This window comes from Flavobacterium sp. (assembly GCF_965277525.1).
In the GTDB taxonomy this organism is placed as follows: domain Bacteria; phylum Bacteroidota; class Bacteroidia; order Flavobacteriales; family Flavobacteriaceae; genus Flavobacterium.
The window spans coordinates 62,793-88,749 of sequence record NZ_CBDIDC010000003.1 but is presented as its reverse complement, the minus strand read 5'-3'; the positions used below and the strand labels follow the sequence as shown (position 1 = coordinate 88,749).

21 protein-coding genes are annotated in these 25,957 nt (G+C 34.1%); 11 read left to right on the top strand and 10 right to left on the bottom strand.

Annotation, left to right across the window (positions count from 1 at the left end; genetic code table 11):
- The first annotated feature begins 8 nt into the window (after positions 1-8).
- From ACQY44_RS07020 to ACQY44_RS07005, 4 genes are all read left to right on the top strand, one after another.
- Positions 9-1,736 carry a phospho-sugar mutase gene (locus ACQY44_RS07020; protein WP_428229903.1) on the top strand — a complete coding sequence of 576 codons (1,728 nt, stop codon included), beginning with the start codon at positions 9-11 and terminating at the stop codon, positions 1,734-1,736.
- A 5-nt stretch (positions 1,737-1,741) separates the two neighbouring features.
- Positions 1,742-2,782, top strand: coding sequence for a PDDEXK nuclease domain-containing protein (locus ACQY44_RS07015; RefSeq protein WP_428229690.1), 1,041 nt, complete (start codon positions 1,742-1,744; stop codon positions 2,780-2,782).
- Positions 2,779-4,608, top strand: coding sequence for an ABC transporter ATP-binding protein (locus ACQY44_RS07010; protein ID WP_428229689.1), 1,830 nt, complete (start codon positions 2,779-2,781; stop codon positions 4,606-4,608). Before ACQY44_RS07015 ends, ACQY44_RS07010 begins: the two co-directional genes overlap by 4 nt.
- 132 nt (positions 4,609-4,740) lie before the next feature.
- Positions 4,741-5,442, top strand: coding sequence for a DUF2971 domain-containing protein (locus ACQY44_RS07005; RefSeq protein WP_428229688.1), 702 nt, complete (start codon positions 4,741-4,743; stop codon positions 5,440-5,442).
- Positions 5,443-5,642: 200 nt separating this feature from the next.
- On the opposite strand, the gene ACQY44_RS07000 is transcribed toward ACQY44_RS07005, so the two are convergent.
- From ACQY44_RS07000 to ACQY44_RS06990, 3 genes are all read right to left on the bottom strand, one after another.
- Positions 5,643-6,365, bottom strand: a complete 723-nt coding sequence (locus ACQY44_RS07000; RefSeq protein ID WP_428229687.1) for a hypothetical protein — start codon at positions 6,363-6,365, stop codon at positions 5,643-5,645.
- Between the two features lie 140 nt (positions 6,366-6,505).
- A complete protein-coding gene (locus tag ACQY44_RS06995) occupies positions 6,506-8,965 on the bottom strand; it encodes a TonB-dependent receptor (RefSeq protein ID WP_428229686.1) in 2,460 nt (819 codons plus the stop codon).
- 11 nt (positions 8,966-8,976) lie between these two features.
- The gene (locus ACQY44_RS06990; protein ID WP_428229685.1) at positions 8,977-10,671 is read right to left on the bottom strand and encodes a M23 family metallopeptidase; all 1,695 of its coding nucleotides are present in this window, start codon (positions 10,669-10,671) and stop codon (positions 8,977-8,979) included.
- Positions 10,672-10,850: 179 nt separating this feature from the next.
- On the opposite strand from ACQY44_RS06990, the gene ACQY44_RS06985 reads away from it, so the two are divergent.
- The 3 genes from ACQY44_RS06985 (at position 10,851) to rny (ending at position 13,213) form a co-directional block, all read left to right on the top strand.
- The gene (locus ACQY44_RS06985; RefSeq protein WP_428229684.1) at positions 10,851-11,141 is read left to right on the top strand and encodes a hypothetical protein; all 291 of its coding nucleotides are present in this window, start codon (positions 10,851-10,853) and stop codon (positions 11,139-11,141) included.
- Between the two features lie 7 nt (positions 11,142-11,148).
- A complete protein-coding gene (locus ACQY44_RS06980) occupies positions 11,149-11,442 on the top strand; it encodes a cell division protein ZapA (RefSeq protein WP_395355531.1) in 294 nt (97 codons plus the stop codon).
- A gap of 208 nt (positions 11,443-11,650) precedes the next feature.
- Positions 11,651-13,213, top strand: coding sequence for a ribonuclease Y (rny, locus tag ACQY44_RS06975; RefSeq protein ID WP_428229683.1), 1,563 nt, complete (start codon positions 11,651-11,653; stop codon positions 13,211-13,213).
- Positions 13,214-13,291: 78 nt separating this feature from the next.
- On the opposite strand, the gene ACQY44_RS06970 is transcribed toward rny, so the two are convergent.
- From ACQY44_RS06970 to ACQY44_RS06960, 3 genes are all read right to left on the bottom strand, one after another.
- Positions 13,292-14,815 carry a sensor histidine kinase gene (locus ACQY44_RS06970; protein WP_428229682.1) on the bottom strand — a complete coding sequence of 508 codons (1,524 nt, stop codon included), beginning with the start codon at positions 14,813-14,815 and terminating at the stop codon, positions 13,292-13,294.
- A 145-nt stretch (positions 14,816-14,960) separates the two neighbouring features.
- Positions 14,961-15,857, bottom strand: coding sequence for a site-specific tyrosine recombinase XerD (gene xerD / locus ACQY44_RS06965; RefSeq protein ID WP_428229902.1), 897 nt, complete (start codon positions 15,855-15,857; stop codon positions 14,961-14,963).
- A gap of 80 nt (positions 15,858-15,937) precedes the next feature.
- Positions 15,938-16,513, bottom strand: a complete 576-nt coding sequence (locus tag ACQY44_RS06960) for a porin family protein (RefSeq protein WP_428229681.1) — start codon at positions 16,511-16,513, stop codon at positions 15,938-15,940.
- A 496-nt stretch (positions 16,514-17,009) separates the two neighbouring features.
- On the opposite strand from ACQY44_RS06960, the gene ACQY44_RS06955 reads away from it, so the two are divergent.
- The 3 genes from ACQY44_RS06955 (at position 17,010) to ACQY44_RS06945 (ending at position 20,758) form a co-directional block, all read left to right on the top strand.
- Positions 17,010-17,573, top strand: a complete 564-nt coding sequence (locus ACQY44_RS06955) for a porin family protein (RefSeq protein ID WP_428229680.1) — start codon at positions 17,010-17,012, stop codon at positions 17,571-17,573.
- 211 nt (positions 17,574-17,784) lie between these two features.
- Positions 17,785-18,198, top strand: a complete 414-nt coding sequence (gene aroQ / locus ACQY44_RS06950) for a type II 3-dehydroquinate dehydratase (RefSeq protein WP_428229679.1) — start codon at positions 17,785-17,787, stop codon at positions 18,196-18,198.
- A gap of 70 nt (positions 18,199-18,268) precedes the next feature.
- A complete protein-coding gene (locus ACQY44_RS06945; protein ID WP_428229678.1) occupies positions 18,269-20,758 on the top strand; it encodes a DUF5686 and carboxypeptidase regulatory-like domain-containing protein in 2,490 nt (829 codons plus the stop codon).
- A gap of 403 nt (positions 20,759-21,161) precedes the next feature.
- On the opposite strand, the gene ACQY44_RS06940 is transcribed toward ACQY44_RS06945, so the two are convergent.
- The 4 genes from ACQY44_RS06940 to ACQY44_RS06925 form a co-directional block, all read right to left on the bottom strand.
- A complete protein-coding gene (locus ACQY44_RS06940) occupies positions 21,162-22,037 on the bottom strand; it encodes a cation diffusion facilitator family transporter (RefSeq protein WP_428229677.1) in 876 nt (291 codons plus the stop codon).
- 148 nt (positions 22,038-22,185) lie between these two features.
- A complete protein-coding gene (gene murA / locus ACQY44_RS06935; RefSeq protein WP_428229676.1) occupies positions 22,186-23,499 on the bottom strand; it encodes a UDP-N-acetylglucosamine 1-carboxyvinyltransferase in 1,314 nt (437 codons plus the stop codon).
- Positions 23,500-23,700: 201 nt separating this feature from the next.
- Entirely contained in the window at positions 23,701-24,423 is a 723-nt protein-coding gene (locus ACQY44_RS06930) for a DUF4290 domain-containing protein (RefSeq protein ID WP_428229675.1), read from the bottom strand.
- A gap of 3 nt (positions 24,424-24,426) precedes the next feature.
- Positions 24,427-24,723 (bottom strand): DUF493 family protein, encoded by a 297-nt coding sequence (locus tag ACQY44_RS06925; protein ID WP_428229674.1) that lies wholly within the window; start codon positions 24,721-24,723, stop codon positions 24,427-24,429.
- A gap of 294 nt (positions 24,724-25,017) precedes the next feature.
- Between ACQY44_RS06925 and ACQY44_RS06920 the strand changes: the two genes are divergently transcribed.
- Positions 25,018-25,935 (top strand): carboxylesterase family protein, encoded by a 918-nt coding sequence (locus ACQY44_RS06920; RefSeq protein ID WP_428229673.1) that lies wholly within the window; start codon positions 25,018-25,020, stop codon positions 25,933-25,935.
- The last annotated feature ends 22 nt before the right edge of the window (positions 25,936-25,957 follow it).

The following is a 25,957-nucleotide window of genomic DNA, read 5'->3' as shown; positions in this document are numbered from 1 at the left end:
TACGAATGATGAATATAGCACCTAATATTTTGAATGCTGTAAACGAATGGTTGACTCCTACATTTGACAAAGAAACACAAGCAGCCGTTAAGGAATTAATGACAACGTCGCCAAAGGAACTTGAGGAAAGTTTTTATAAAAACCTCGAATTTGGAACTGGCGGAATGCGCGGTGTTATGGGCGTTGGAAACAATAGAATCAACAAATATACCCTTGGAAAAAACACTCAGGGATTGTCTGATTATTTGCATGAGGTTTTCCCAAACCAGCCTTTAAAAGTGGTTATTGCTTATGATTGTCGCCATAACAGTAATACGTTGGCCAAGGTTGTTGCGGATGTTTTCTCGGCAAACGGAATTCATGTTTATTTGTTTTCTGACTTACGACCTACTCCTGAATTATCCTTTGCTCTTAAATATTTAGGTTGTCAATGCGGAATCGTATTAACAGCTTCACACAATCCACCCGAGTATAACGGTTATAAAGTATACTGGCAAGATGGTGGACAAATTGTACCTCCGCAAGATGCTGCGATTATCAATATCATCGAAAACTTAGGTTACGATAAAATTAAATTTAATGCCAACGAAAGCCTGATCGAGTACATTGACAGTGAGATCGATAAAGCTTTTATAAAATCATCTATAGAACACGCAAGTTTTAATACTCCGACTGCAGCCAAAGATAATTTACAGATTGTTTTTACTTCATTGCACGGAACTTCTATAAAATCAATTCCTGATACCTTAGATCAAGCGGGCTATAAAAATGTTCATATCGTTCCGGAACAGGCAGAACCAAACGGTGATTTTCCAACGGTAAAATCTCCAAATCCTGAAGAACCTGAAGCTTTGACTATGGCTTTGGCTTTGGCTGACAAAACCAACTCTGACATTGTGGTGGGAACAGATCCCGATTGTGATCGTTTAGGAGTTGCCGTTAGAAATAATGATGGTAAAATGATTTTACTTAACGGAAATCAAACCATGATCCTTATGACTTCTTTCTTATTGAAACAATGGAAAAAAGCAGGAAAAATAAATGGAAAACAATTCGTAGGCTCTACTATCGTTTCGACTCCAATGATGATGGAATTAGCGACCAGTTATGGCGTTGAATGCAAAGTGGGCTTAACCGGTTTTAAATGGATTGCCAAAATGATCAAGGATTTTCCTGAACTCGAATTTATTGGAGGCGGGGAAGAAAGCTTTGGTTTTATGGTAGGTGATGCTGTAAGAGATAAAGATGCTGTTGCAGCTACCTTATTAATTTGCGAAGTTGCAGCTCAGGCAAAAGCAGCAGGAAGCAGTGTTTACAAAGAACTTTTACAGCTTTATGTTGAAAATGGTTTTTACAAAGAATCCTTAGTTTCTTTGACCAAAAAAGGAATGGAAGGCTTACAGGAAATCAATCAGATGATGATTGATTTACGTCAAAATCCTTTGAAAGAAATTAGTGGTCAAAGAGTAATTATGGTTGAAGACTATCAATCGTCAGTTGCTTTAAATTTATTGACCGGAGAAGAATCTGCCATGTCTATTCCAAAATCTAACGTATTGATTTATTATACCGAGGATGGTTCTAAAATTTGTGCAAGACCTAGCGGAACTGAGCCTAAAATCAAATTCTATATTAGCGTTAATGCAGAATTAGATTCGGTTGCTAATTTTGATGCTGCAGAAAGTTTCTTAGACGAAAAAATACAAAACATCATTGCAGGAATGCATTTGAAATAGATCAAATGAGTGACAAACCGCACACAAATGATCAGCCTGAACTATTAAATTCGATTATAGGATTAATAGATCAGACCCGTCATTTTGTTGCTAAAACGGTTAATCAGGAATTAACCCTTTTGTATTGGAAAATTGGAAAGACCATTAATGAAGAGATTCTAAAAAATGATCGTGCTGATTATGGAAAGAAAACAATTCAAATCCTGAGCTCAGAACTTTCAAAACGATACGGAACGGGATTTAGTAAAAGAAACATTCATAGTTTCATAAAACTAAATACTATTTTTCAAGACTTTACAATTGTGCAGACACTGTCTGCACAATTGAGCTGGTCACATTTGTACTCTATATTAAGCATTGAAAGCGATATAAAACGTGAATTCTACATCCAGATGAGTATTCATGAAAGATGGAGTGTCAGAACTTTACAAGAACGCATCGACAGTATGCTTTTTGAAAGAACCGCAATCAGCAAGAAGCCCGAACAAACCATACTTAATGATTTAGCCGCATTAAAAAACGAAAAACAAATTAGCCCTGATTTAACTTTTCGAGACCCTTATTTCTTAGATTTTCTAGGATTACACGACACTTATTCTGAAAAAGATCTGGAAAGTTCGATCTTAGCTCAATTACAAAATTTCATTACTGAAATGGGCAGCGAATTCGCTTTTCTTGCCCGTCAAAAAAGAATAACGATTGATGATGAAGATTTTTACATTGACTTACTTTTTTATCATCGCGGCCTACGCCGATTAGTTGCCATCGACTTAAAACTTGGTAAATTTAAAACAGGTTACAAAGGTCAAATGGAGCTTTATTTACGTTGGTTGGAGAAAAACGAACAAAAAGAAGGCGAAAACAAACCAATTGGATTAATTTTGTGCAGTGAAAAATCACCTGAACAAATTAATTATTTAATGCTTGACAATGATGAACAAATCAAAGTTTCAGCTTATTTAACCCAATTACCAGAAAAAAAATTATTGCTGGAAAAACTCGAAAGAGCCATTGCCATAGCAGAAAATAACATCCATAATAAATGAGTAATTTCAAAAAAATAGTTCCTTTTATATATCCGTATAAAAAATACGCATTCTTAAATATCTTTTTTAATATTTTGTATGCGCTTTTTAGCACACTTTCGTTTGTTGCTTTAATACCAATGCTTCAGGTATTATTTGACCAAACAAAGGCAAAAAGAATAAAACCGGTCTATCAGGGAATTTTAAATCTCCAGAAGTATGGAGAAGATTATCTGAGCTATTATATCACTACAACAAAAGGCGATCATGATCCTGGTTACATTCTAGCTATAATGGTAGCAATTATAATTTCGATTTTCTTATTAAAAAACTTAGCAGATTATCTGGCTATGTTTTTCATCACTTTTTTACGAAATGGCGTTTTAAAAGACATGCGAAATGCTATGTATAAAAAAACACTGGAACTTCCTTTGGCATTTTATTCCGAGAAAAGAAAAGGAGATGTTATCTCGAGAATTTCTGCTGATGTCAATGAGGTTCAAAACTCATTTTTAGCCATATTGGAACTTATTGTAAAAGAACCATTAACGATACTTTTTACTATAACAACAATGCTGATTATTAGCACCAAATTAACGTTATTTGTTTTTATTTTTATTCCGATTTCAGGTTACATTATTTCATTAATTGGAAAACAGCTTAAAAAACAATCCACAAAAGCGCAAGAGGAACAAGGTGCTTTTTTATCTACTATTGAAGAAACTATTGGTGGATTGAAAGTCGTAAAAGGATACAATTCAGAAAACTATTTTAATACTGTTTTTCAAAATTCAACAGAACGCTTTTTCAATTTATCCAACTCCATAGGCAATCGCCAGAACTTAGCTTCGCCTGCAAGTGAGTTTATGGGAATTACCGTTATTGCTATTTTATTATGGTATGGAGGACAAATGGTTTTAATTGACAAGACTTTAAGTGGTCCTTCATTTATTGCCTATATGGGATTAGCATATAATATCCTAACACCTGCAAAAGCAATCTCTAAAGCTTCTTACGGAGTAAAAAGAGGAAACGCCGCAGCTGAACGTGTTCTTGAAGTTCTTGAACAAGAAAACACGATCATATCTAAACCGGATGCGATCGAAAAAACTTCTTTTGACGATAACATCAGTGTTCAGCATGTAAATTTTAAATACGAAAATGAAACCGTTTTAAAAGACTTTTCTCTCTCTATCAAAAAAGGCCAAACAGTTGCACTTGTGGGACAATCCGGAAGTGGGAAAAGTACGATTGCCAACTTATTGACCCGTTTCTACGACGTGAACGACGGAACAATTTCAATCGACGGAATCAACATCAAAGACATGAACTTACAGTCGCTTCGCAGCTTAATGGGATTAGTAACTCAGGACAGTATCTTGTTTAATGACACCATAAAAGCGAATATCTCATTAGGAAAATTAGATGCTACAGACGATGAAATTATTGAAGCGCTGAAAATCGCCAATGCTTTTGAGTTCGTTAAAGATTTACCTTTAGGAATTTATACTAATATTGGTGATAGTGGAAACAAGCTTTCAGGCGGACAAAAACAACGTCTATCAATTGCTCGTGCGGTATTGAAAAATCCTCCAATTATGATTTTAGATGAAGCTACATCAGCATTGGATACGGAAAGCGAAAAATTTGTTCAGGTCGCTTTGGAGAATATGATGCAAAACAGAACTTCGATCGTAATTGCACACCGACTTTCAACGATTCAAAAAGCAGATTTGATTGTCGTAATGCAAAAAGGAAAAATAGTAGAACAAGGAACACATGACGAATTGATTGCACATAACGGAACCTATAACAAACTGGTAACGATGCAATCTTTTGAATCTTAAATAAAAGAATCTGGGTTTAGCCACAGATTACACAGAATAACACGGATTATATTTCTTACAAACGAAATAAAATCATACTTTTATCTGTGCAATCTGTGGCTTTTTATTAGAACAACTTTAAAACTATCAAAAATGTATCTCAACAATCCGAACATAAAACTTCCAGATGATCCAGATACAATTGTTTGGAAATACCTGGACCTGTCTAAATTTCTGGACTTACTATTTTCCAAGAAACTATTTATGTCCCGTTCTGATAAATTTGAAGATCAGTATGAAGGTACTTTTAGCGAGCCCACTTTTGAAGAGATCAAAAAACTCGCTATTGACAATCCTGACTTTTTAAATTATTACAAAACACATCGTGAAAAAGTAGCTATAAGCAGCTGGCATATTAACGAATATGAATCGTTTGCCATGTGGCAGATTTTTACACAAAACAGTGAAGGATTAGCCATTCAGTCGACTATTGGAAGATTGCAAAAAGCATTAAATCCAGAGAATAATTTTGACCAGTATATTGGCGAAGTCAATTATATCGACTACAAAAAAGAATACATTCCGTTTGATGATTTGTTCTTCCCGTTTTTATTCAAACGAAAAAGTTTTCAGTACGAGCGTGAAGTCCGTATTATTACTGACACTTCAAAAAGCACCATAAAACTAAATGACGGCTTAAAAATCAATGTTGATCTTAAACAATTAATTGAAAAGATATACATTCATCCCAAATCTGAAAACTGGTATAAAAAACTTGTAATCGACTTAGTAGATCGTTTAGGCTTTGATTTTGACATTGAAAAATCTGATCTCGAAAGCGACATTTTGATTTAGATTTTTTTCTAAGTGGCTATACCGATAGCTATCGGCACTAAGAGTTTTTGAGTTTTTTTTGTCACAGATCACACAGATTAAAAGGATTTCAAACACCGCCTTAAAAGAAAAAGTCCCTTAAATTAATTGATTTAATTTTTAAAGGACTTTTTCTTTTGATTTTAAATCTTAGCAGCTAAAACACTAGCAGCTTAGAAACTTTAAATAGGCTTATAACTTTTTACTTCCCATTTTTTAGAAGCTAAATCTATATAGTTATAATGCAAAACATCATTTTTATCAAATTGCCCGTTTTGGTTGGTATCTTCAATAGTCCTAAAGTATAAACGATTTTTAGACTCGATTAAACTCCAGTCTACCAATTCCTGAAAGTCTTCAGAAACCTTCGTAAAATGCTCACCACTAATGCTACTTAAATACAAGGTTTTAATATCGCTGGCATCAATTTTACCATCTTTATTGGTATCTGAATCCGCCAAAGTATAGACCATAATTTGGTTTTGAGTCCTGTCAGCAACTGTTTTTAAATAAGTAGCAGTCAAAATTAAAACAGGTTTATCTGATAGGGGACGAATAGAATCTGAATCGACTTTTTGAAATTTCAAATTTTGCAAATATCCTGTAATTTCATATTCTCCTAAATTCGAAATTGTAAAACTTACATCATTGACACTCGAAGATCCGTAACGTGATTTGGTCCCTTTTTCAAAGACACGCAAATCTCCAACAGGATGGATTAAATAACCCGTTCCTTCCATCTGAATAGGTAAATCTGCCACTTCAATCTGTGTTGAATCCGTTTTCGTTACAACACTCGCCTTATTGGCAGCATCATAAATCACTTTAGGTTTCTGAACTTCATCTTTACAACTCACTAGTGTTCCGATGATTGCTAAGGCTATATATTTTAAGGAATTTTTCATGTATGCTAATTATATTAGGATATCAAATATAGTATTTTTGATTGTATTATCTCGTTTTATTGAATTTTACTAAAAGTAAAAACACACTTACCTTCAACGCAAATAGCTCTGCTCTTATTGCAGAAAGACTAAATCAATATTTACAACCTCGCATTCAGCTTCACATTAAAAACTCTCGAAGTCATATAATTTGGGATTGCATATTGATTTTTAGAATACACATCACGCACCCAGGTATTGGTTATCGCATTTTGATTGTTGAAAAGATTAAAAATTTCTAATCCAACAGACAGTTCTTTGAAGTTTTTTAACCACTTTGCTTTCGCTACTTTGGTACTGTTATCTACAAAAACTTTAGCAAAACCAACATCTGCCCTACGATAATCATTCAACCTGCTTTGATACAAATAAGGATCAGAATAGGCCGGAGCTCCGCCAGGCAAACCTGTATTATACACTAAATTCAGGTACAATTTCACACTTGGAATGTTCGGCATATAATCCTGAAATAACATAGCAAATTTTAAACGCTGGTCGGTTGGTCTGGCAATATACCCTTTATCTGCATAATTCTCTTCGGTTTTCAGGTAACCAAAACTAATCCACGATTCTGTTCCGGGCACAAACTCTCCGTTGAGTCTAAAATCAAGCCCCTGCGCGTAGGCTTTTGCATTATTGTTGGCAATATAACGAATCCTAACATTATCAATCGAATACACATTTACATCTGAAAGTGATTTATAATACAATTCTGTTACCCATTTAAAAGGGCGATTCCATATTTTAAAATTATAATCATTACTCAATACAATATGCACCGATTCCTGTGCTTTTACATTTGGATTTACAACTCCGTCCAGATCACGGAGTTCTCTATAAAAAGGTGGCTGATGATATAATCCTCCAGAAAGCCTGAAAACCATATCCATATCCCAATCCGGTTTTATGGCAAATTGAGCACGTGGACTAAAAACAATTTGATTCTTCCCCTCAACGGCAGCACCGGAAACATTCCAACTCTGAAAACGAGCCCCCAAATTATACCAAACCTGATTAGATCCTAACTCTGATTTTTTACTGTATTGTGCATAACCTGAAAATCTGTTTATCGTATTAAAGTTCGTAGCACGAACATCCTGATACGGTAATAATGGTCCTGTATATGGTTGGTAAGGCTGATTGTTTTCAGGCAAAATAACAAGTGGCGGATTGATAGAAAATCCAGCCGAATCAATCATCTCCCACTCTACAATTCTGTCACGAATTGATTCTCTTGTATATTTTAAGCCAAACTCTAATTGGCTCTCATTTTTCCACTCTTTAAATCCTTTAATCTCTGCATTGGCAATCAAAGCATCCAAATCATTTCTTGCATGATTCAATTGCGAACCAATCCCCCGTGTAAAGTCAACCTGAGTTGTTTTATCCTCCCCTACATTCCCTAAACGGTATTGGGCCAAAATATCAAAATGCTCTTGCTCCATCGTATGAAACAACGACCCTATAAATTTTAAAGTAAAACCTGAAGATACTTTATAAGTCGTTTTTAGGGCACCAAAATAAGTATCATACTGATCTCTTTCTTTTCCCTCATAATATACAGCAAGCGCCATTGGCTGATCAATAGTTCCAAATTTTGTCTCACGCGTAAGAGGCTGGTACAAATATTTATTTTGAGAAATATTGCCTAAAAAGCTCACTTGCCATTTTTTAGAAATATCATAATTGACATTCGTTTGAATATCTGCAAAAGTAGGCGTATAATTGGTTTGAGTATCCTGGCTATTCACCAGCAAACTATTATTTCGATAGCGCACACCAGTAACGGCTGACCATTTTTTATTTTTAGAAACAGCATCGACAGAAATACTTCCTCCCAACAAACTAGCCTCTAATGAAGCCCCAAACTGGGTAGGTTTTCTATAGGTAATATCTAAAACAGAAGATAATTTATCCCCAAATTTAGCCTGAAACCCTCCGGCCGAAAAATCAACATTCTGAACCAGATCCGTATTCGTAAAACTCAAACCTTCTTGCTGACCTGAACGAATTAAAAATGGACGATAGACTTCAACTTCATTTACATAAACTAAATTTTCATCATAATTCCCGCCACGGACTGCATATTGCGTACTCAATTCATTGTTTGAATTTACACCGGGCAATGTTTTCAGAATATTTTCGATTCCGGCATTAGCACCCGGAATCTTTTTAATCGTAGCAGCATCGACAGTCGTAATTCCCTGAACGCGCTTTTTATTTTTAGAAGAAACAAAAACCTCTCCCATTTGTTCCTCAGAGCTACTCATTACCGGATTAAAAAGAAAAATCTCATTTGGCTTTAAAATCACTGTAAGACTCATCATCTTAAGAGCAATATGAGTAAAAATCAAGGAAGTTTTTTTGTTTGAAGGCACGACAATTTCAAAATAACCATTTGCATCTGATTGTGTGATAGTACCCAAAGAGGTGATATTGACATCGGCTACCGGATGATTCTGATTGTCTAAAATAACTCCTTTAACATGAGCATTTTGAGCAAATGAAACACAAGTAATAAATAAAAAAAGAAAAACGAATAATAGTTTATTATGATTCAAACGCTTTGGTTTTATTTTGGTTGACTTCTAAAAAAATGAGTTTCAAAGATAGCAGAATTACCCACATTATCAATCACTTCAATTTTTAAATCGTTTGCTCCTTCAGCAACAATTGCATCATCAAAAGTATGTGTAATTTTTCTGGTTTTATTTTCATATTCAAACAAGACCCATTTTCCGTTCAAATATCCATTGTAGGATTTAATTCCGGATGAAGCATCATTAATAATAAATTCAATTTTTTTCTGACCCGTGATCCACTTACCTTCAATTGGTTTTGCAATTTTAATTGTTGGTTTAATTGTATCTAATACCAAACCAAATTGCCCCAATATTTTTGACTTAGCAGTAAAAACATCTCCTTTTCTCACTGTACCATTATAACTGGAACCATTTCCGCTGAACCTTCCGATAAAAAGTTTATCCCGCAGGGTCTCCGGGTACGAATCGTCTTTTATTGTAATGGTAAAGTTCGAATGAACCGGAACAGTATCATCATGAATGTAAATGCGATTATTTCTTACATCAAAATTTAAATTAAAATCATCATAAAAAGTTCCCGCAGGAAAAAATACCGACATATTATCTTTTTCAAAATTAGCATCTTTATTGACTTTAATAAAATACTTTGATGTTACAGGTTCTGCCTTGACAATTGCTGTTGCAGCATCATATTCAACCGGGACTGTAATAGCACTTAAATTTCCGAAGTAATCAGAAACTTCAATTCTGTAAGTTGAAGCTAAATTTGGCTTGACCGGAATAATTCCGCGAAGCGAATCTGTCTTGATAATACTTAAAGCATAAGGGGTTTTCATGAAAAGTTTCTGAACGCGCTGACCTGATTTTTTATATTTAGCATAATCAATCAAGGCATTAACGTATCGCATTTCATCAAATGAATAAGTATTGAATTGGTAATTGTAATTTTGATTTCCGTTCAAAAAAGTAGCAACATTAAAAACACCATTTTTATTAAATGAAACATCATCATAATCTACAGCCGAAATTCCGAAACCAATTTTTCCATTCGCTTTTACTTTAGTGGCCAAATACGTTCCGTCTTTTTGAAGCGCAACATTCAGCAACAAAGGCTGTTTGGACTGATTGACTGATGCATTTTCTAATGGATAAACATATACACTGGAAATAGTAGGCTTTTTAGTATCTTTTATATCTTTATCAAATCCAAAAAATATCGGGTTAATCACAAACTCCGTTTTAGTATCCCGAATTTCGAAATGCAAATGTGGTCCTTCTGAGGAACCTGTATTTCCGGAAAGTGCAATTACCTGTCCTTTTGTTACCGGTAACTCATCAGGTTTTAGAAACATTTCAATTTCATACGCCTTTTCTTTATAATGCGTTTTGAGTACATAATCCTGAATTGGACCAACAGTCGTTTGCAAATGCCCATAAACTGAAGTATACCCGTTTGGATGTGTGATATAAATACATTTTCCATTTCCGAAAGTTGAAATTTTTATCCTGGAAACATACCCATCAGCAATGGCATGCACAGTTAATCCTTCTCTTTGATTCGTTTTTAAATCGAAGCCGGCGTGGAAATGATTGGGCCTTAACTCCCCGAAATTACCCGAAAGTTGCATCGGAATATCAAGAGGCGGGCGAAAATCATTTTTAGGATATTGGGTCTGAGCAAAAATAAAATGACAAAAAAACAGGGTAAGTAACGAATATTTCATAAGCAACATTTTTGCTAAGATAAAAAAATAAGAGCCGAAATCCGAGTATAAAGCTACAAAAATACAATTGATTGAATTTCATTTAATTGGTTATTTTTAATGTAAAAAAATCGATAAAAAATTGCATTAATAAAAAGGAATACTAACTTTGTATGATTAAGTAATGAATAGGATTTACAATGAGTGTAATTGCAGAAATAATTGATACTCTTGAATATAAAGTCGAAAAGCTTTTTGAGAAATCAAAAGGCCTGGAGAAAAACAATCAGGTTTTACGATTAGAACTAGACAAAGCTGCGCAAATTATCCAGAAACAATCTGAAGAAATGGAGGCTTTGAAGAAGCAATATGACACACTTAAGATAGCCAATTCGTTGCTCGGCAGCGACAATAACAAGAGAGAGACAAAGCTTAAAATAAATTCATTAATTCGCGAAATCGATTACTGTATAGCACAACTATCAGACTAGAAAAACAATGGACGGAAAGCTTAGAATTAAAATATCAATTGCAGACAGAGTGTACCCGCTAACGGTAGACCCTACTCAGGAAGAAGGACTTAGAAGTGCTTCTAAAAAAATTGATGCTATGATCAAGCAATTCGAAGAAAGTTACGCGGTTCGTGACAAACAAGATGTTCTGGCTATGTGTGCCTTGCAATTTGCATCACAAGTAGAGCAAAAACAAATTGATAACGCAATCGATGGAGAAGAAACCATTGAAAGAATTAAAAGATTAAATTCGCTATTAGATCAATATCTCGAAAATTAAACGTTCTTTACAGCAACTAAGATACTGCCTACATTAGTTCACAATTGGTAAACTCAACACTAACAAATTAAAGTGAGTGAATCTTCGCTACTATAGTATGCCATGCTTCGGCAAGGAAACTTGAACAGTGAGTTAGCTCAAAACTTGTCTTTACGAGTTTATTCAAGCAATTAATGTAGGCTTTTTTTATATATAAATTTTAACAAACATGGACATAATAACGATCATTATTTCAGGTATAATAGGGATTGCGGCAGGTTTTGCAATCGCTAAAATTATCGAAAAAAGCAATATTTCTAATCTAATCAAGAATGCAAAAAAAGAGGCTTCTTCAATTTTAAAAGACGCTAATTTAGAAGCAGAAAATATTAAAAAAGACAAAATTCTTCAAGCAAAGGAAAAATTCATTGAATTAAAATCTGAGCATGAACAAGTTATTTTGGCTCGGGACAAAAAAGTAGCCGAAGTAGAAAAAAGAGTTCGCGATAAAGAATCTCAAATATCAAACGAGCTTTCTAAAGCCAAGAAAGTAAATGACGATTTTGAAGCTAAAACAGCAGAATACAACAACAAAATTGAGGTTTTAGACAAGAAGCAAACTGAAGTTGACAAATTACACAAAAGTCAGTTACAACAACTTGAAGTAATTTCAGGGCTTTCTGCTGAAGAAGCTAAAGAACAATTGGTAGAAGGTTTAAAAGCCGAAGCTAAAAGTAAAGCAATGTCTCATATTCAGGATACGATTGAAGAGGCAAAACTTACGGCGCAACAAGAAGCCAAGAAAATTATCATCAATACTATTCAAAGAGTTGGAACAGAAGAAGCAGTTGAAAATTGCGTTTCAGTGTTCAACATTGAGTCTGATGATGTAAAAGGTAGAATTATTGGCCGTGAAGGTCGTAACATCAGAGCTCTGGAAGCTGCAACCGGAGTAGAAATCATTGTTGATGATACACCAGAAGCTATCATTCTTTCTTGTTTTGATCCCGTTCGTAGAGAAATTGCGCGTTTGGCATTGCACAAATTAGTAACTGACGGGCGTATTCACCCAGCCAGAATTGAAGAAGTAGTTGCTAAAACAGCGAAACAAATCGATGACGAAATTATTGAAGTTGGTAAACGTACGGTTATTGACTTAGGAATTCACGGTTTACACCCTGAATTGATAAAAGTAGTAGGTAGAATGAAATACCGTTCTTCTTACGGACAAAACTTATTGCAACACTCGAGAGAAGTTTCTAAACTTTGTGGTATCATGGCAGCCGAATTAGGCTTAAACGTAAAACTAGCAAAAAGAGCCGGTTTACTTCATGATATTGGTAAAGTTCCGGATACTGAAAGCGATTTACCTCACGCCTTATTAGGTATGCAATGGGCGGAGAAATATGGTGAAAAAGAAGAAGTTTGCAATGCTATTGGAGCGCACCACGACGAGATCGAAATGAAATCATTACTTTCTCCAATCGTTCAGGTTTGTGATGCTATTTCAGGTGCAAGACCAGGTGCAAGACGTCAGGTTCTTGATTCATACATTCAACGTTTGAAAGATCTTGAAGAAGTAGCTTATGGTTTTAGCGGTGTAAAAAATGCATACGCCATTCAGGCTGGTAGAGAACTTCGTGTAATTGTAGAAAGCGAAAAAGTTTCTGATGATAATGCAGCAAACTTATCTTTCGAGATTTCACAAAAAATTCAAACTGAAATGACTTATCCGGGTCAGGTAAAAGTTACTGTAATCAGAGAAACAAGAGCAGTGAATATTGCTAAGTAATCTCACATTCTTAATAAATAATAAAGGCTATCTTCACAGATAGCCTTTATTGTTTTATATCCCTTTAAAATTCTCATTTTAAACATCATTAAAGACGATTTTAAAACTTGTCCCTACTCCAACTTCACTTTCTACAGAAATACTTCCTTTCATAGCTTCAATTTGATTTCTGGTAATATACAAACCAATTCCCCGGGCTTCCTGGTGATTATGAAACGTTTTATACATCCCAAACAACAAATCACCGTAAACATTTAAATCAATCCCTAAACCATTATCTGTAATTTTTAATGCTTTATAACCTTCCGGTTCAATCGAAAAATCAAAAATAATAAGAGGATCACGATCCGGATGGGCATACTTGATCGCATTTGTTGCAAAATTCAACAAAACGCTTTCCAGATAAGCCGGATTGAAATTAACCGTCACATACCTGGGAACATTATTGACCATTGTTACATTATATTGCCTGTCAAACCCTTTAATGATTGAAATCGTTTTATCGATGTATTCACACAGTTTTAAAGAAACAACCGCAATATTAATATTACTTTGCGTTTTTACAATCTGCGTTAGATTTGCAATAGTATCATTCAAGTCATTTGAAACGGTTCGCAAATGCTCCAGCATTTCATTAACGGTTTGTCTTTCGATATCAGCATCAATAAAATCCAAAATCGATTTTATATTTCCGGCTTGCGTATTTAGGTTGTGCGAAACAATATGCGAAAAATTAACCAATCGGCTGTTTTGGTCGCTGTACAATTTCATCGTTTTTATAAGTTCAAGTTCTTTTTCTTTCTGCAGGGAAACATCCGTATGCGTACCAATTACTCGTAATGGCTTTCCGTTTTCATCCCTTTTAATCACTTTGCCACGATCCAGAATCCATTTATAATTGCCACTGGAAGTCATGACGCGATGATAATTTTCGTAGTAAGGGATTTTATTATCAAAATGTTCCTGAATATCAGAGTAGTATTTAGGCAGATCATCAGGATGAACAATTTTATCCCAACGTTCCGGATCATCAAAAACATCGGACGATTCTAATTCTAAAATTTTGAGTGATAAAGAAGAATAGAAAACTGTATTAGTCACCAAATCCCAGTCCCAAATTCCTGCTGTAGACGCTTCGAGAGCAAACTGAAAACGCTCTTCGGATATACGAAGTTTTTCTTCTTTTTCTTTTAGCTCTGTAATATCTGTGACATGACCATAAAAACTAACACAACCATTTGAAGGGGACAGTTCAGTTCTAGAAGAAATTTTAAACCAGCGTAATCCCTTTTTAGGCAAAAGGGCCCTAAACTCAATCTCCCAGGGCTTTACTTCTCTTCTTGCCTTGACTAAAGATTGAAAAAAGAAATTCTGGTCTGCAGGGAAAATTCTATTGTAAATAATCTGTTGGGCATCGTTTGAAAACATTTCAGCCGTAAGCTCCAAAATTTCATCGGCTGATTTACTAACCAGAGGAAAAGAATAATGGTTATCACAATCAATAACAAACTGAAAAAGCAAATCAGGCATTTCTGCAAACAACTTCTTATAAAAATTATTCACCTCTAAGCAATCCTCATTCCCATACAAATCAAAAACCATATATCACTTATTTATGTAGATTCCATTATTCAAAAATAATATCTCAACAAAAAAGAACTATTTCATGTTTTTTATTCTATGATTAACACAAAATATCACACAATATATTATTTTTTTACTTAAAACAAAAGGTGTTCACCAATAATTATTTTCTGGGATGATAAGAATGCATTACTTCCTTTAAGAAACTTCGATCCAAATGCACATAGATTTCAGTTGTTGTTATAGATTCATGACCTAACATTAATTGAATCGATCTTAGATCAGCGCCATTTTCAAGTAAATGCGTTGCAAAAGAATGACGCAAAGTATGCGGACTAATGTTTTTATTCAAATTGACCTTTACAGCCAGGTCTTTTATAATCGTAAAAATCATAGCTCGTGTCAATTGGCCTCCTCTTCGGTTTAAAAACAATGTATCTTCAAAACCTTTTTTTATTGTCAGATTTACACGAACTTCTTTTTGATACATCTGCATGTATTTCTGAGTCAGTTTACCAATTGGAACAAAACGTTCTTTATTTCCTTTCCCGGTAATTTTGATAAAACCTTCCTCAAAAAACAAATCGGATATTTTGAGCGCAACCAGTTCTGAAACCCGAAGTCCACAACCGTATAAAGTTTCCAGCATAGCACGATTTCGTTCGCCTTCGTTACTACTTAAATCTATAGCCGCAATCAGCGAATCTATTTCCGGAACCGACAAAGTATCGGGTAATTTCCGTCCAGTTTTAGGAGTTTCGATTAATTCCAAAGGATTATCATTTCTATAATCTTCAAAAACCAAATAATTAAAGAAACTTTTTAAACCTGAAATAATTCGTGCCTGCGATCGTGGATTAACTTCTTTAGCAACAGCATATATAAATTGCTGTACCGTTTCATCTGAAATTTTCAAAGGGGAAATTTCAATTTGATTCGTTTCTAAAAAAAGACACAATCGTTCGATATCAAAACCGTAATTCTCGATTGTATTTTTCGACAACCCTCTTTCGATACGTAAATACGATTGATAATCTTTTATATAACGGCTCCAGTTCATATTTACAAAGTAAAACATTTTTGAGCATAAAAAAACCTTCCTGATTAGGGAAGGCTTTTAAATTTTATTATTGTCAACAATTAGAATTTATAAGCTAAAAATAACGCAAGGTTACTATTTTTAGCACTGTTGTAATAATCATCTGAATTATCAATATCTTTATCAGAAAGAGGAGATAAACCAATAGTGTAACGAAGACCAATTGAAAGATTATCAGTAAAATTATATCCAGCTCCTATGTTGAAACCAAAATCCACTGATCTCGTCCCATCTTTAACATCCTCACCATCAGCTTTAGCTGATAATAAAACACCTAATTGCGGACCAGCCTCAACGCTGAATTTATCTACAATGTAATATTTTGCCAGAACAGGAATATTTAAATAATTCAATTTAATATCGGCATCACCAAAAGGTCCATCAACTTTTGTTCCCTGAGCTGAGTATAAAAGCTCTGGCTGAATATAGAATTTTTCAAAAACTTTGATTTCCGCAAAACCTCCAACATGAAAACCAACTAATGATTTAGCATTTTCAACATCTCCTCCAACTACTGTTGAAAGGTTAAGACCTCCTTTTACTCCAAATCTTGTTTGTTGTGCATTTGTAAATCCAAATGCCATTACAGCTATAGCAGCTAAAATAATTTTTTTCATCGTATTTTTTTTGGTTAAATTTAATAATCAAATATAAAAATTTACTTCATAAAAATCTATTTTTATTTTAATAAAAAAAGTGGTAAATAGATACTTAATCTTGTTAAAAAAACAAACCAAAAAACTCAATTAGTTAGATATCAAACACATGTGATATTAATAAATAGTATGATTTTTTAAAAATTGCAACTTTTGACAAAACAAATCTCCTAAACGATTTTTAGCTGACTCGTAAAAGTTAAACATCAAAATATCCTTATTAAAACAAAACTTTATTTTACCTATTTTGAAATAAAATTCGGACTAAACGAAAAAAAATTATTTTTAAATAAAACTACAACAACATTCTTAAATAGAGTGTTTTAACTAAAAAAAAATGAAAAAGACGAGAAATTTAGTAATTATTTAAACCAAAATATAAAACAATAAATTCCTAATTCTGTAGTTTTGACTAATAGATAACAAATTAAAATACCAAATTTTAAAAAAAACTTTTATGAAAAAAATAATTTTAGCGGCTGTTCTGTTCATCGCAACATCAGCTACAATTCAGGCACAATTATTAAAAATTGGGGTAAAAGCAGGGGTTAACTTTGCTAATCAAACAGGAGACGCAAGTTTTAGCGGAATAGACTATAGCAAAGACGGTATTACAAGCTATCATGCTGGTTTAATTGCTGAAGTTAAATTATTAGAAAAATTTTCTATTCAACCTGAGCTTTTATACTCTACTCAAGGGGCTTCATACAAAAATGCAATTGGAGAATTTAAAAATGAATTAGGATATATTGCTATTCCAGTAATGGCTAAAATATACGTAACAAAATCTCTAAGCTTAGAAGTAGGTCCACAGGCATCATTCTTAGTAAGCAATAAGAAAGAATTTGACGTTCAGGATCCTAAAACTTTTGACTTTGCAATTAATGCAGGACTTGGCTTAAAGATTACTGAAGGTATCTTTATTCAAGGGCGTTATGGTTTTGGATTAACGGAAGTTTCTTCTAAAGCTGATCTTAAAAACTCTGTATTCCAACTTTCAGCCGGAATAATGTTGTTCTAGAAAATATATCACATACTTTTATAAAAACCGTTCTAATAATTAGAACGGTTTTTTTATTTTTACCAAGTTCAATGACAATTGTAAAAATCAATTGCAAAATCAAATGTCAATAACAATTTCAATCCATAAAATTGATTTAGCTTAATTGAACTTATATTCCTTATATGGTTTAAAAACTAAATGCTTTAACTCGCGAAAAATAACTTTAAATATGAAAATCTGCATCATCAACGGCCCCAATTTAAATCTTTTAGGAAAAAGAGAACCTGAAGTTTACGGAAGTCAAACATTTGAAGATTATTTTGAAACGTTGCAAAAAAAATTCCCAAACATTGAACTTTCTTACTATCAGAGTAATATTGAAGGCGAATTGATTGGAAAAATTCAGGAATATGGTTTTACTTATGAAGGAATCATTTTGAATGCCGGTGCCTATACACATACTTCAATAGGCCTGGGCGATGCTATAAAAGCTGTTACGACTCCTGTTATCGAAGTGCATATCTCGAATACTTATGCGCGCGAAAGCTTTAGACACCAATCGTATTTGTCGGGAAATGCCAAAGGGGTTATTTTAGGTTTTGGATTAAAAAGTTACGATTTAGCTATTCAATCATTCTTGTAGGTCTTTATTTAACAAATTTTTAATAAGCTCATTTTTAACTTATTCTATTTTTGTTAGAGAAACCACTTTCATGAGAAACTATACTTTACTCGCCTTTTTATTTTTTTCGATCTCCAATTTTGCCCAAATAAAGGGAACCATAACGGATGACAAAGGTAATCCTTTGCCTTTTGTTTCTGTGTTTGAAGAAAACACGTATAGCGGAACTACTTCTAACGAACAGGGGAACTACCAGCTTACTGTAAAAGAAGTGGGCAAAAACAAAATCACATTTCAGTATTTAGGATTTAAAACCCAAAAGATAACCGTTTCTCGTGATTCAAAAGCAATTACGCTGAACGTAAAAATGCTTGAAGAAAGCTTTGACTTAAACGAAGTGGTAATCGATCCGAAAAAAAATCCCGCCGATGCTATCATAAGAAGTGCGATTAAAGAAAAAAAAGACAATTCAGAAAAAACGGCACGATATACTGCCGATTTCTACTCGAAAGGAATGTTTAAAGTCAAAGATTTACCCAAAAAAATCCTTGGAAAAAAAGTAGATCTTGGCGCTGATATGACCTCAAATCTGGATTCTACGGGAACAGGAATTTTATATTTATCTGAAACCATTTCGAAAATTACTTTTGAAAAACCCAACAAATTAAAAGAGAAAATTATTGCTTCCAAAATTTCAGGAAACAATAAAGGATACAGTTACAACACCGCATCTTTGTCGACTTATGATTTTTACGACAATACACTGGATTTTGATATTAAACTCATCTCTCCTATTGCAGATAATGCTTTCAGTTATTACAAATACAAACTGGAGGGCACTTTTTATGACGATAACAATCAACAAATCTATAAAATCAAAGTAATCCCTAAACGTGATAAAGAACCCGTTTTTGAAGGTTACATCTATATTGTCGACGATAGTTTTGCCATTTACGCCATAGATCTGGACATAAAAGGATACCGAATGAAAAATGAATTTACTGAAGTGATGAACCTAAAACAGAGCTTTAGCTACAATGCAAAAAATAAAATCTGGACCAAAAATGCACAGACTTTAGAATTCATTGCCGGTATTTTTGGAATAAAGTTCTCCGGAAAATTTAATTATGTATATTCTAATTATGAATTCCCTTCGTCTTTCGAAAAGAAAACGTTTGGGAATGAAGTGGTTGCTTTTGAACTTGACGCAAACAAAAAAGACGATTCTTTTTGGAACGAAATCCGCCCGATTCCGTTAACCCTTGAAGAAAGTACGGACTATACTAAAAAAGACAGCCTGCAAATCATTAGAAAATCTCAGAAATACACAGACTCTCTAGATGCTAAAAACAACAAGTTTAAAGTAACAGATATCCTAATGGGGTATGATTATAAAAATACTTTCAAAAAATATTCGCTTGATTATAAAGGCTTATTAAATCTTACTTCACTGAGCTTTAATACCATTCAGGGTTTTAATTTAGATTCCGGTTTTTCTTTTAAAAAATGGAATGAAGAAAAAGGAAAAAGCACATCGATAAGCACCACTTTTAATTATGGTTTTTCGGACGAACGTTTTCGCGTAGTTGGAGAATTCAGCCATAAATTCAATACTATTAATTATGCCACTATAGGGGCATCCGGAGGAACTAAAGTCGCACAATTTAATAGTGCAGAACCCATCAGTAAGCTCATTAATTCTGTCAGTTCTTTATTTTTTAAAGACAATTATATGAAATTGTACAATCTGGAATTTGCTCAAATCAACTATTCGCAAAACATATTAAATGGAGTGAGTTTAAATGCAAAAGTAGCGTACGAGCAACGAAAACCTCTTTTTAACACCACAGATTATTCTTTCTTCAAAAGAGACGATATGTATTCATCGAATAATCCGTTAGCACCAAATGATTTCACAACACCGGCTTTTGATCCTCATCATTTATTCAAAACCGCTTTGAGTGCCCGAATTAACTTTGGGAACAAATACATTTCAAGACCTGACGGAAGATATAATTTTAAAGATGATAAATATCCAACAATACTTTTAGCTTTTGAAAAAGCTTTTGCTGCGAGTGAAAAAAAATACGAGTTTGAACGCATCGGAGCTTCCGTACTTTATGATTTATCTTTAGATAACAAAGGAACTTTGGGAATGAATTTTAAAGCCGGAAAGTTCTTTAATGCTGAAAATATTTCTTTTATCGATTATAGGCATTTCAACGGAAATCAGACTCACATCGGTACAAGTGATCGCTATCTGAACGTTTTCAATTTAATGCCGTATTATGCCAACAGTACCAATGATAGTTATTTTGAAATGCATTTGGAGCATAATGACACGGGATTTATCATGAATAAAATTCCATTGTTAAATCTTTTAAAATCGACAATGAATATTGGGTTTCATTCACTTGCCATTCCCGACAGAAAGCCATACACTGAATTTACCGTTGGTTTAGACAATCTGGGGTTTGGAAAATTCAAGATATTCAGATTGGATTATGTGCATTCGTATCAAGGCGGAATTCAGCAAAATGGGGTTGTGTTTGGTTTGAAGATTTTGAATGTTTTGAATTAGAGAAAAAGTTCCTAAGTTACTGAGCTTCTATGCTACTAAGATAAAATGCTTTTGCGGTTCTGGACTCCACTCGAACTGAGAAACTTGTCGAACATACTATAAAAAAAACTCTCTGTTTTGTCATATTGAGCGAAGTCGAAATGCTTAACAGGCTCCCTACTCCGCCCGAACTACAATGTAATCGTATAAAAATCAGAATCTAAAACTCCTTTTTACTCAAGATTGCGTTAGGGATAGAAGCGATATCCTTTTTATTTTTCCTTTAAAAATAAAAAGATATAGCGAATAGCCCGACCGAAGGGAACGCCCACAAAAAAATCCGCTTACTCAAAAGAATAAGCGGATTTAAAGATTTTATCGTTACAAAGAAAACCATAGCACCTTTACCACTTTGAACCTTTTTCTAATGATAATCATCCGGTTCAATATGTATTAAAACATTCCCCAATTGAGGTATTTTTTCCCTTAGGGTATCCTGTAGTTTATGTGATAAATCATGTCCTTCTTTTACTGAAATTTTAGCTGACACGATAGCATGAAGATCAACGTGATATTTCATTCCGGCTTTACGGATAAAGCATTTTTCTGTACCCAGGATACCAATAACTGTTAAAGATTTTATGCGGATTTCTTCGACTAAGTCATCGTTTAAATTTTCGTCCATAATTTCACCAAGCGCTGGCCTGAAAATTTTATAGCTATTGTATAAGATAAAAAAAGCAGCAAAAAGTGCCGCCCAATCATCTGCTGATTCATATCCTTTTCCCATAATTAGCGCAATCGAAATCCCCACAAATGCTGCTACAGAAGTAATAGCATCACTGCGATGGTGCCAGGCATCAGCTGCTAATGATGAACTATTCGTTTGTTTGCTACGCTTCATTACTAGACGAAACGAATATTCTTTCCAGACAATAATAGCACCCAAAACATACAAGGTCCATGATTTTGGCAGATCATGCGGATTCTGAATGTTCGCAATACTTTCGTATCCAATAATTGTTGCCGAAGTAATTAAAAAACCAACAACCAAAAAGGTAATTAGTGGTTCTGCACGACCATGCCCGTAAGGGTGGTTTTCATCCGGCGGTTTGTTTGAATATTTGATTCCGAATAAAACCAAACAAGACGAAAAAATATCCGTCGTTGATTCGATCGCATCTGCAATCAGGGCATAAGAATTGCCAAAAAAACCTGCTAAGCCTTTTATAATGGCCAGGCAGGTGTTTCCAACTATACTAAAAATAGTAGCTTTTATAGCTTTTTGTTCATTTGTCATTTAGACTATTTTTTTTCGCCACAAATTTCACGAATTACACAAAAACTAAGATTGTTTATTATTACACTAATTTTTTTTAATAAAATTTGAGTAATTGAATTTTAAAAATTAAGAATTGGTGTAATTGGTGAAATTTGTGGCAAACTTTTTATGCTCTCACAATTTTTGCTCCAATTGCTCTTAAACGCTCATCGATACGCTCGTATCCACGATCGATTTGTTCAATATTCTGAATTGTACTTGTACCTTTTGCTGACAAGGCTGCAATTAATAATGAAATCCCCGCACGAATATCAGGAGAAGACATTGTGGTTGCTTTTAGTTGAGATTCAAAATTATGCCCCATAACCACCGCTCTGTGCGGATCGCATAACATAATTTTTGCTCCCATGTCAATTAATTTATCTACGAAGAACAAACGGCTTTCGAACATTTTCTGGTGAATCAAAACATCGCCTTTTGCTTGTGTAGCCACAACCAAAACAATACTCAATAAGTCAGGCGTAAATCCCGGCCATGGTGCATCTGCAATTGTCAGGATAGAACCGTCAATATCTGTTTTTACTTCGTACCCATTTTTGTGAGCAGGAATGTAAATATCATCACCACGCTTTTCGATTGTGATACCTAATTTTCTAAATGTATTTGGAATTAAACCTAAGTTGTCCCAGCTTACATTTTTGATTGTGATTTCGCTTTTTGTCATCGCTGCAAGACCAATCCATGAACCAATTTCGATCATATCCGGAAGAATTGTGTGCTCACATCCTCCAAGGCTTTCAACACCTTCGATAGTCAATAAGTTCGATCCAACGCCTGTAATGTTAGCTCCCATAGAGTTCAACATTTTACACAATTGTTGTAAGTAAGGTTCACAAGCTGCGTTGTAAACTGTAGTTTTTCCTTTTGCCAAAACTGCCGCCATCACAATATTTGCTGTTCCGGTTACTGATGCTTCATCAAGCAACATATCGGTACCTTTCAGCCCTTCTTTTGGAGATTCTACTCCATAAAAGTGATCTTCTCTGTTGTATCTGAATTTTGCTCCAAGGTTAATAAAACCTTCAAAGTGTGTATCTAATCTACGACGACCTATTTTATCTCCTCCCGGTTTTGGAATATATCCTTTTCCGAAACGTGCCAAAAGCGGTCCAACAATCATAATAGAACCACGTAATGCTCCGCCTTCTTTTTTGAAAGCTTCTGTTTCTAAATATCCAACATTAACCTCATCGGCCTGAAACGTAATCGAACCTGGTTCATTTCGTTGAATTTTTACTCCTAAATTACCCAACAATGTGATTAATTTATTAATGTCAATAATATCGGGAATATTATTAATTCTAACTTTATCACCCGTTAGAAGCACGGCACATAAAATTTGTAATGCCTCATTCTTTGCTCCTTGCGGAGTGATTTCTCCTTTTAAAGGAATTCCTCCCTCGATTTTAAAAATTCCCATATTCTTTTTTTAGAGTTTCTGAGTTACTAAGGTTCTGAGGTCCTAAGTTTTTTCTCTTAGTAGCTTAGCTGCTTAGCAACTTTTTTTATTTCTGATTGTTTATTTTTTAGGTTCTGAGTTACTAAGCTAATGAGCTTCTAAGTTTTTCTCTTTGCAAAAAAACCTTAGCAACATAGCACCTTAGACACTTAGCGACTTTTTTTACTTCTGATTATTGTTTTTTTGAAAAGGTTTTGGCTTCCCTCCTTTATTATTGTTTTTATTACTTTGGATTTTAGGCGGGCCGGCCGGTGTAATTTTATTCGACATACGTTTGTTGGTACGCAATAAATCTGTCGTATTCAAAAGCTCTTCTGTACTTTGCAACAAATTGATTTTACCTCCTGACAATTCGTATAAATGCTCAAAAATCACATCGTCTTTTACGGTGTCTTTATTCCAGCTTAAATACGATTTTTTCATGTGGTTGGCAATTACGAGGACCAATGCGTTTTTCATTTCACCATCTTCCCACTTATTGGCAACATCAATCATATATTTGATATTATTACCATAAAATCTGTATTTCGGGAAGTTTTGCGGATACTGTAAAACATCGGGTTTTAATTGTAATACATCTCTCGACGGAATTGGATATGGGGATTCTACATTTAATTTAAAATCAGACATGATAAAAAGCTGATCCCATAATTTATGTTGAAAATCGGGTACGTCACGCAAATGCGGATTCAGACTTCCCATAACCTGAATGATGTATTTCGCAGCTTTGTTGCGCGTTTCAGCATCTTCGATAATAGTAGCCTGATCGATTAGTTTTTGCAAATGACGACCATATTCCGGAATTAGTAAACGTTGTCTTTCAGAATTATATTCTAAATTAAAAACAACGTCATTCGCGACTTCTTTTTTATATTTTTCGACCATAACTTATAATGAAACTATACCTTCTATTGTAGAAACTTCAATGTATTTGCTAATCACGTGATCAGCACTATGCATTGTAACATCTACAGAAACACTGGTAAATTTACCTGTTTTAGATTTTGTTGTTTTAATCACCGCGCCCATACTGTCAAAAGCTTTTTCAACCCGCTCAACATTATCGCCTACTGAAGGCATTATAAATTTATACAAATATTCTGCAGGCCAAGTATTTGAGTTATCTAACTCGACCTTTAATCTTTCGTAAAATTCAGCACTGTTTTTTTCTTTATCGCTCTCCATTCGTATATTAAAATAGAAGGCAAATATACGTTTTTGATTTCAGATTTCAGATTTTAGGTTTTAGATTTTTTTTATTCTAAAACTTTGTTTTAAAGGTGCAAAGTTACAGAGGTTCAAACCTGCAAAGAAAAAAGCTTTACAAGTTTATTTCTTTGTAAAATTTCCTCTTATATTTGAAGAACATTGCCCAAAAAATGCACGAAAAGGTACAGAGTCGCAAAGTTTTTTAAGTTTTGCTTTTTTTGGGCTTTGCGTTCTTGCGGCTTTGCGCTATTCAAAAAAAAACACTTAATTATGAAAAAAAATATCTTTTTACTTTTTACAATTCTCACTTTTCACAATACTCAAGCACAGGAAATTAAAACAATGACTTATTTTCAGAATGATACTATCAAACTTGATTTAGATTTGTATTTACCTCAAAAGAAAACCAATGAAAAAACTCCGCTTATTATTTTTGCTTTTGGAGGAGGATTTTCCGGTGGGGAACGCACAAACGAAAAAGACTTTGGAATCTTTATGGCGAAAAACGGTTATGCAGTTGCCAGCATTTCGTACAGTTTATATATGAAAGGAAAAGATTTTGGCTGTAAAGGAACTTTGACCGAAAAAATAAAGGCTATCCAGATTGGCGTGAGCGATATGTGGCAGGCAACTTCATTTTTGATCGAAAATGCCAATAAATACAATCTTGATTGCTCTAAAATATTCATTTCAGGAATTAGTGCCGGTGCAGAAATTGGTTTTCACGCCTCTTTTTGGGATTATAAACTGATGAATTTATACAAAAGCAACTTACCTCAAAATTTTAAATACGCTGGTTTCATCGGCGGATCAGGCGCTATTCAGGATATCAATTTAATCACAAAAGAAAAAGCGATTCCGATGTTATTGGCACACGGAAATAATGATGATACGGTTCCTTATGCGGCGGGTTCTCATCGTTCCTGCCCAACAAATGCTTCCGGCTGGCTGATTCTTTTTGGATCTTATGCGGTTTACAATCATATGAATGATTTACATAAAGATATTGAACTAATTACTTTTTGTGGTGGCGGACATGAATTCTCGGGTTATCTTTTCCATCAGGGACAACAATATGTTCTGGATTTTGTAAACGATGTTTTGAAAGGAAAAAGATTTGAATCGCATATTATTATTCCTTCGGAGAAGAAAATTTCGGGTTCTGGAAAATACTTGTTTTGTGACTAATCAAGCTTAAATCAAAAAATGA

Excerpts from the sequence above, each read along its gene's own strand:
- ACQY44_RS06930 (WP_428229675.1), bottom strand. The coding sequence starts at position 24,423 with ATGGTCGAAAAATATAAAAAAGAAGTCGCGAATGACGTTGTTTTTAAT.
- ACQY44_RS06925 (WP_428229674.1), bottom strand. The coding sequence starts at position 24,723 with ATGGAGAGCGATAAAGAAAAAAACAGTGCTGAATTTTACGAAAGATTA.
- murA (WP_428229676.1), bottom strand. The coding sequence starts at position 23,499 with ATGGGAATTTTTAAAATCGAGGGAGGAATTCCTTTAAAAGGAGAAATC.
- ACQY44_RS06980 (WP_395355531.1), top strand. The coding sequence starts at position 11,149 with ATGGACGGAAAGCTTAGAATTAAAATATCAATTGCAGACAGAGTGTAC.
- ACQY44_RS07010 (WP_428229689.1), top strand. The coding sequence starts at position 2,779 with ATGAGTAATTTCAAAAAAATAGTTCCTTTTATATATCCGTATAAAAAA.
- ACQY44_RS06990 (WP_428229685.1), bottom strand. The coding sequence starts at position 10,671 with ATGAAATATTCGTTACTTACCCTGTTTTTTTGTCATTTTATTTTTGCT.
- ACQY44_RS06920 (WP_428229673.1), top strand. The coding sequence starts at position 25,018 with ATGAAAAAAAATATCTTTTTACTTTTTACAATTCTCACTTTTCACAAT.
- ACQY44_RS06985 (WP_428229684.1), top strand. The coding sequence starts at position 10,851 with ATGAGTGTAATTGCAGAAATAATTGATACTCTTGAATATAAAGTCGAA.
- ACQY44_RS07015 (WP_428229690.1), top strand. The coding sequence starts at position 1,742 with ATGAGTGACAAACCGCACACAAATGATCAGCCTGAACTATTAAATTCG.
- ACQY44_RS06955 (WP_428229680.1), top strand. The coding sequence starts at position 17,010 with ATGAAAAAAATAATTTTAGCGGCTGTTCTGTTCATCGCAACATCAGCT.
- ACQY44_RS07000 (WP_428229687.1), bottom strand. The coding sequence starts at position 6,365 with ATGAAAAATTCCTTAAAATATATAGCCTTAGCAATCATCGGAACACTA.
- xerD (WP_428229902.1), bottom strand. The coding sequence starts at position 15,857 with ATGAACTGGAGCCGTTATATAAAAGATTATCAATCGTATTTACGTATC.
- ACQY44_RS06940 (WP_428229677.1), bottom strand. The coding sequence starts at position 22,037 with ATGACAAATGAACAAAAAGCTATAAAAGCTACTATTTTTAGTATAGTT.
- ACQY44_RS06970 (WP_428229682.1), bottom strand. The coding sequence starts at position 14,815 with ATGGTTTTTGATTTGTATGGGAATGAGGATTGCTTAGAGGTGAATAAT.
- ACQY44_RS07005 (WP_428229688.1), top strand. The coding sequence starts at position 4,741 with ATGTATCTCAACAATCCGAACATAAAACTTCCAGATGATCCAGATACA.
- ACQY44_RS06960 (WP_428229681.1), bottom strand. The coding sequence starts at position 16,513 with ATGAAAAAAATTATTTTAGCTGCTATAGCTGTAATGGCATTTGGATTT.
- aroQ (WP_428229679.1), top strand. The coding sequence starts at position 17,785 with ATGAAAATCTGCATCATCAACGGCCCCAATTTAAATCTTTTAGGAAAA.
- ACQY44_RS07020 (WP_428229903.1), top strand. The coding sequence starts at position 9 with ATGAATATAGCACCTAATATTTTGAATGCTGTAAACGAATGGTTGACT.
- rny (WP_428229683.1), top strand. The coding sequence starts at position 11,651 with ATGGACATAATAACGATCATTATTTCAGGTATAATAGGGATTGCGGCA.
- ACQY44_RS06945 (WP_428229678.1), top strand. The coding sequence starts at position 18,269 with ATGAGAAACTATACTTTACTCGCCTTTTTATTTTTTTCGATCTCCAAT.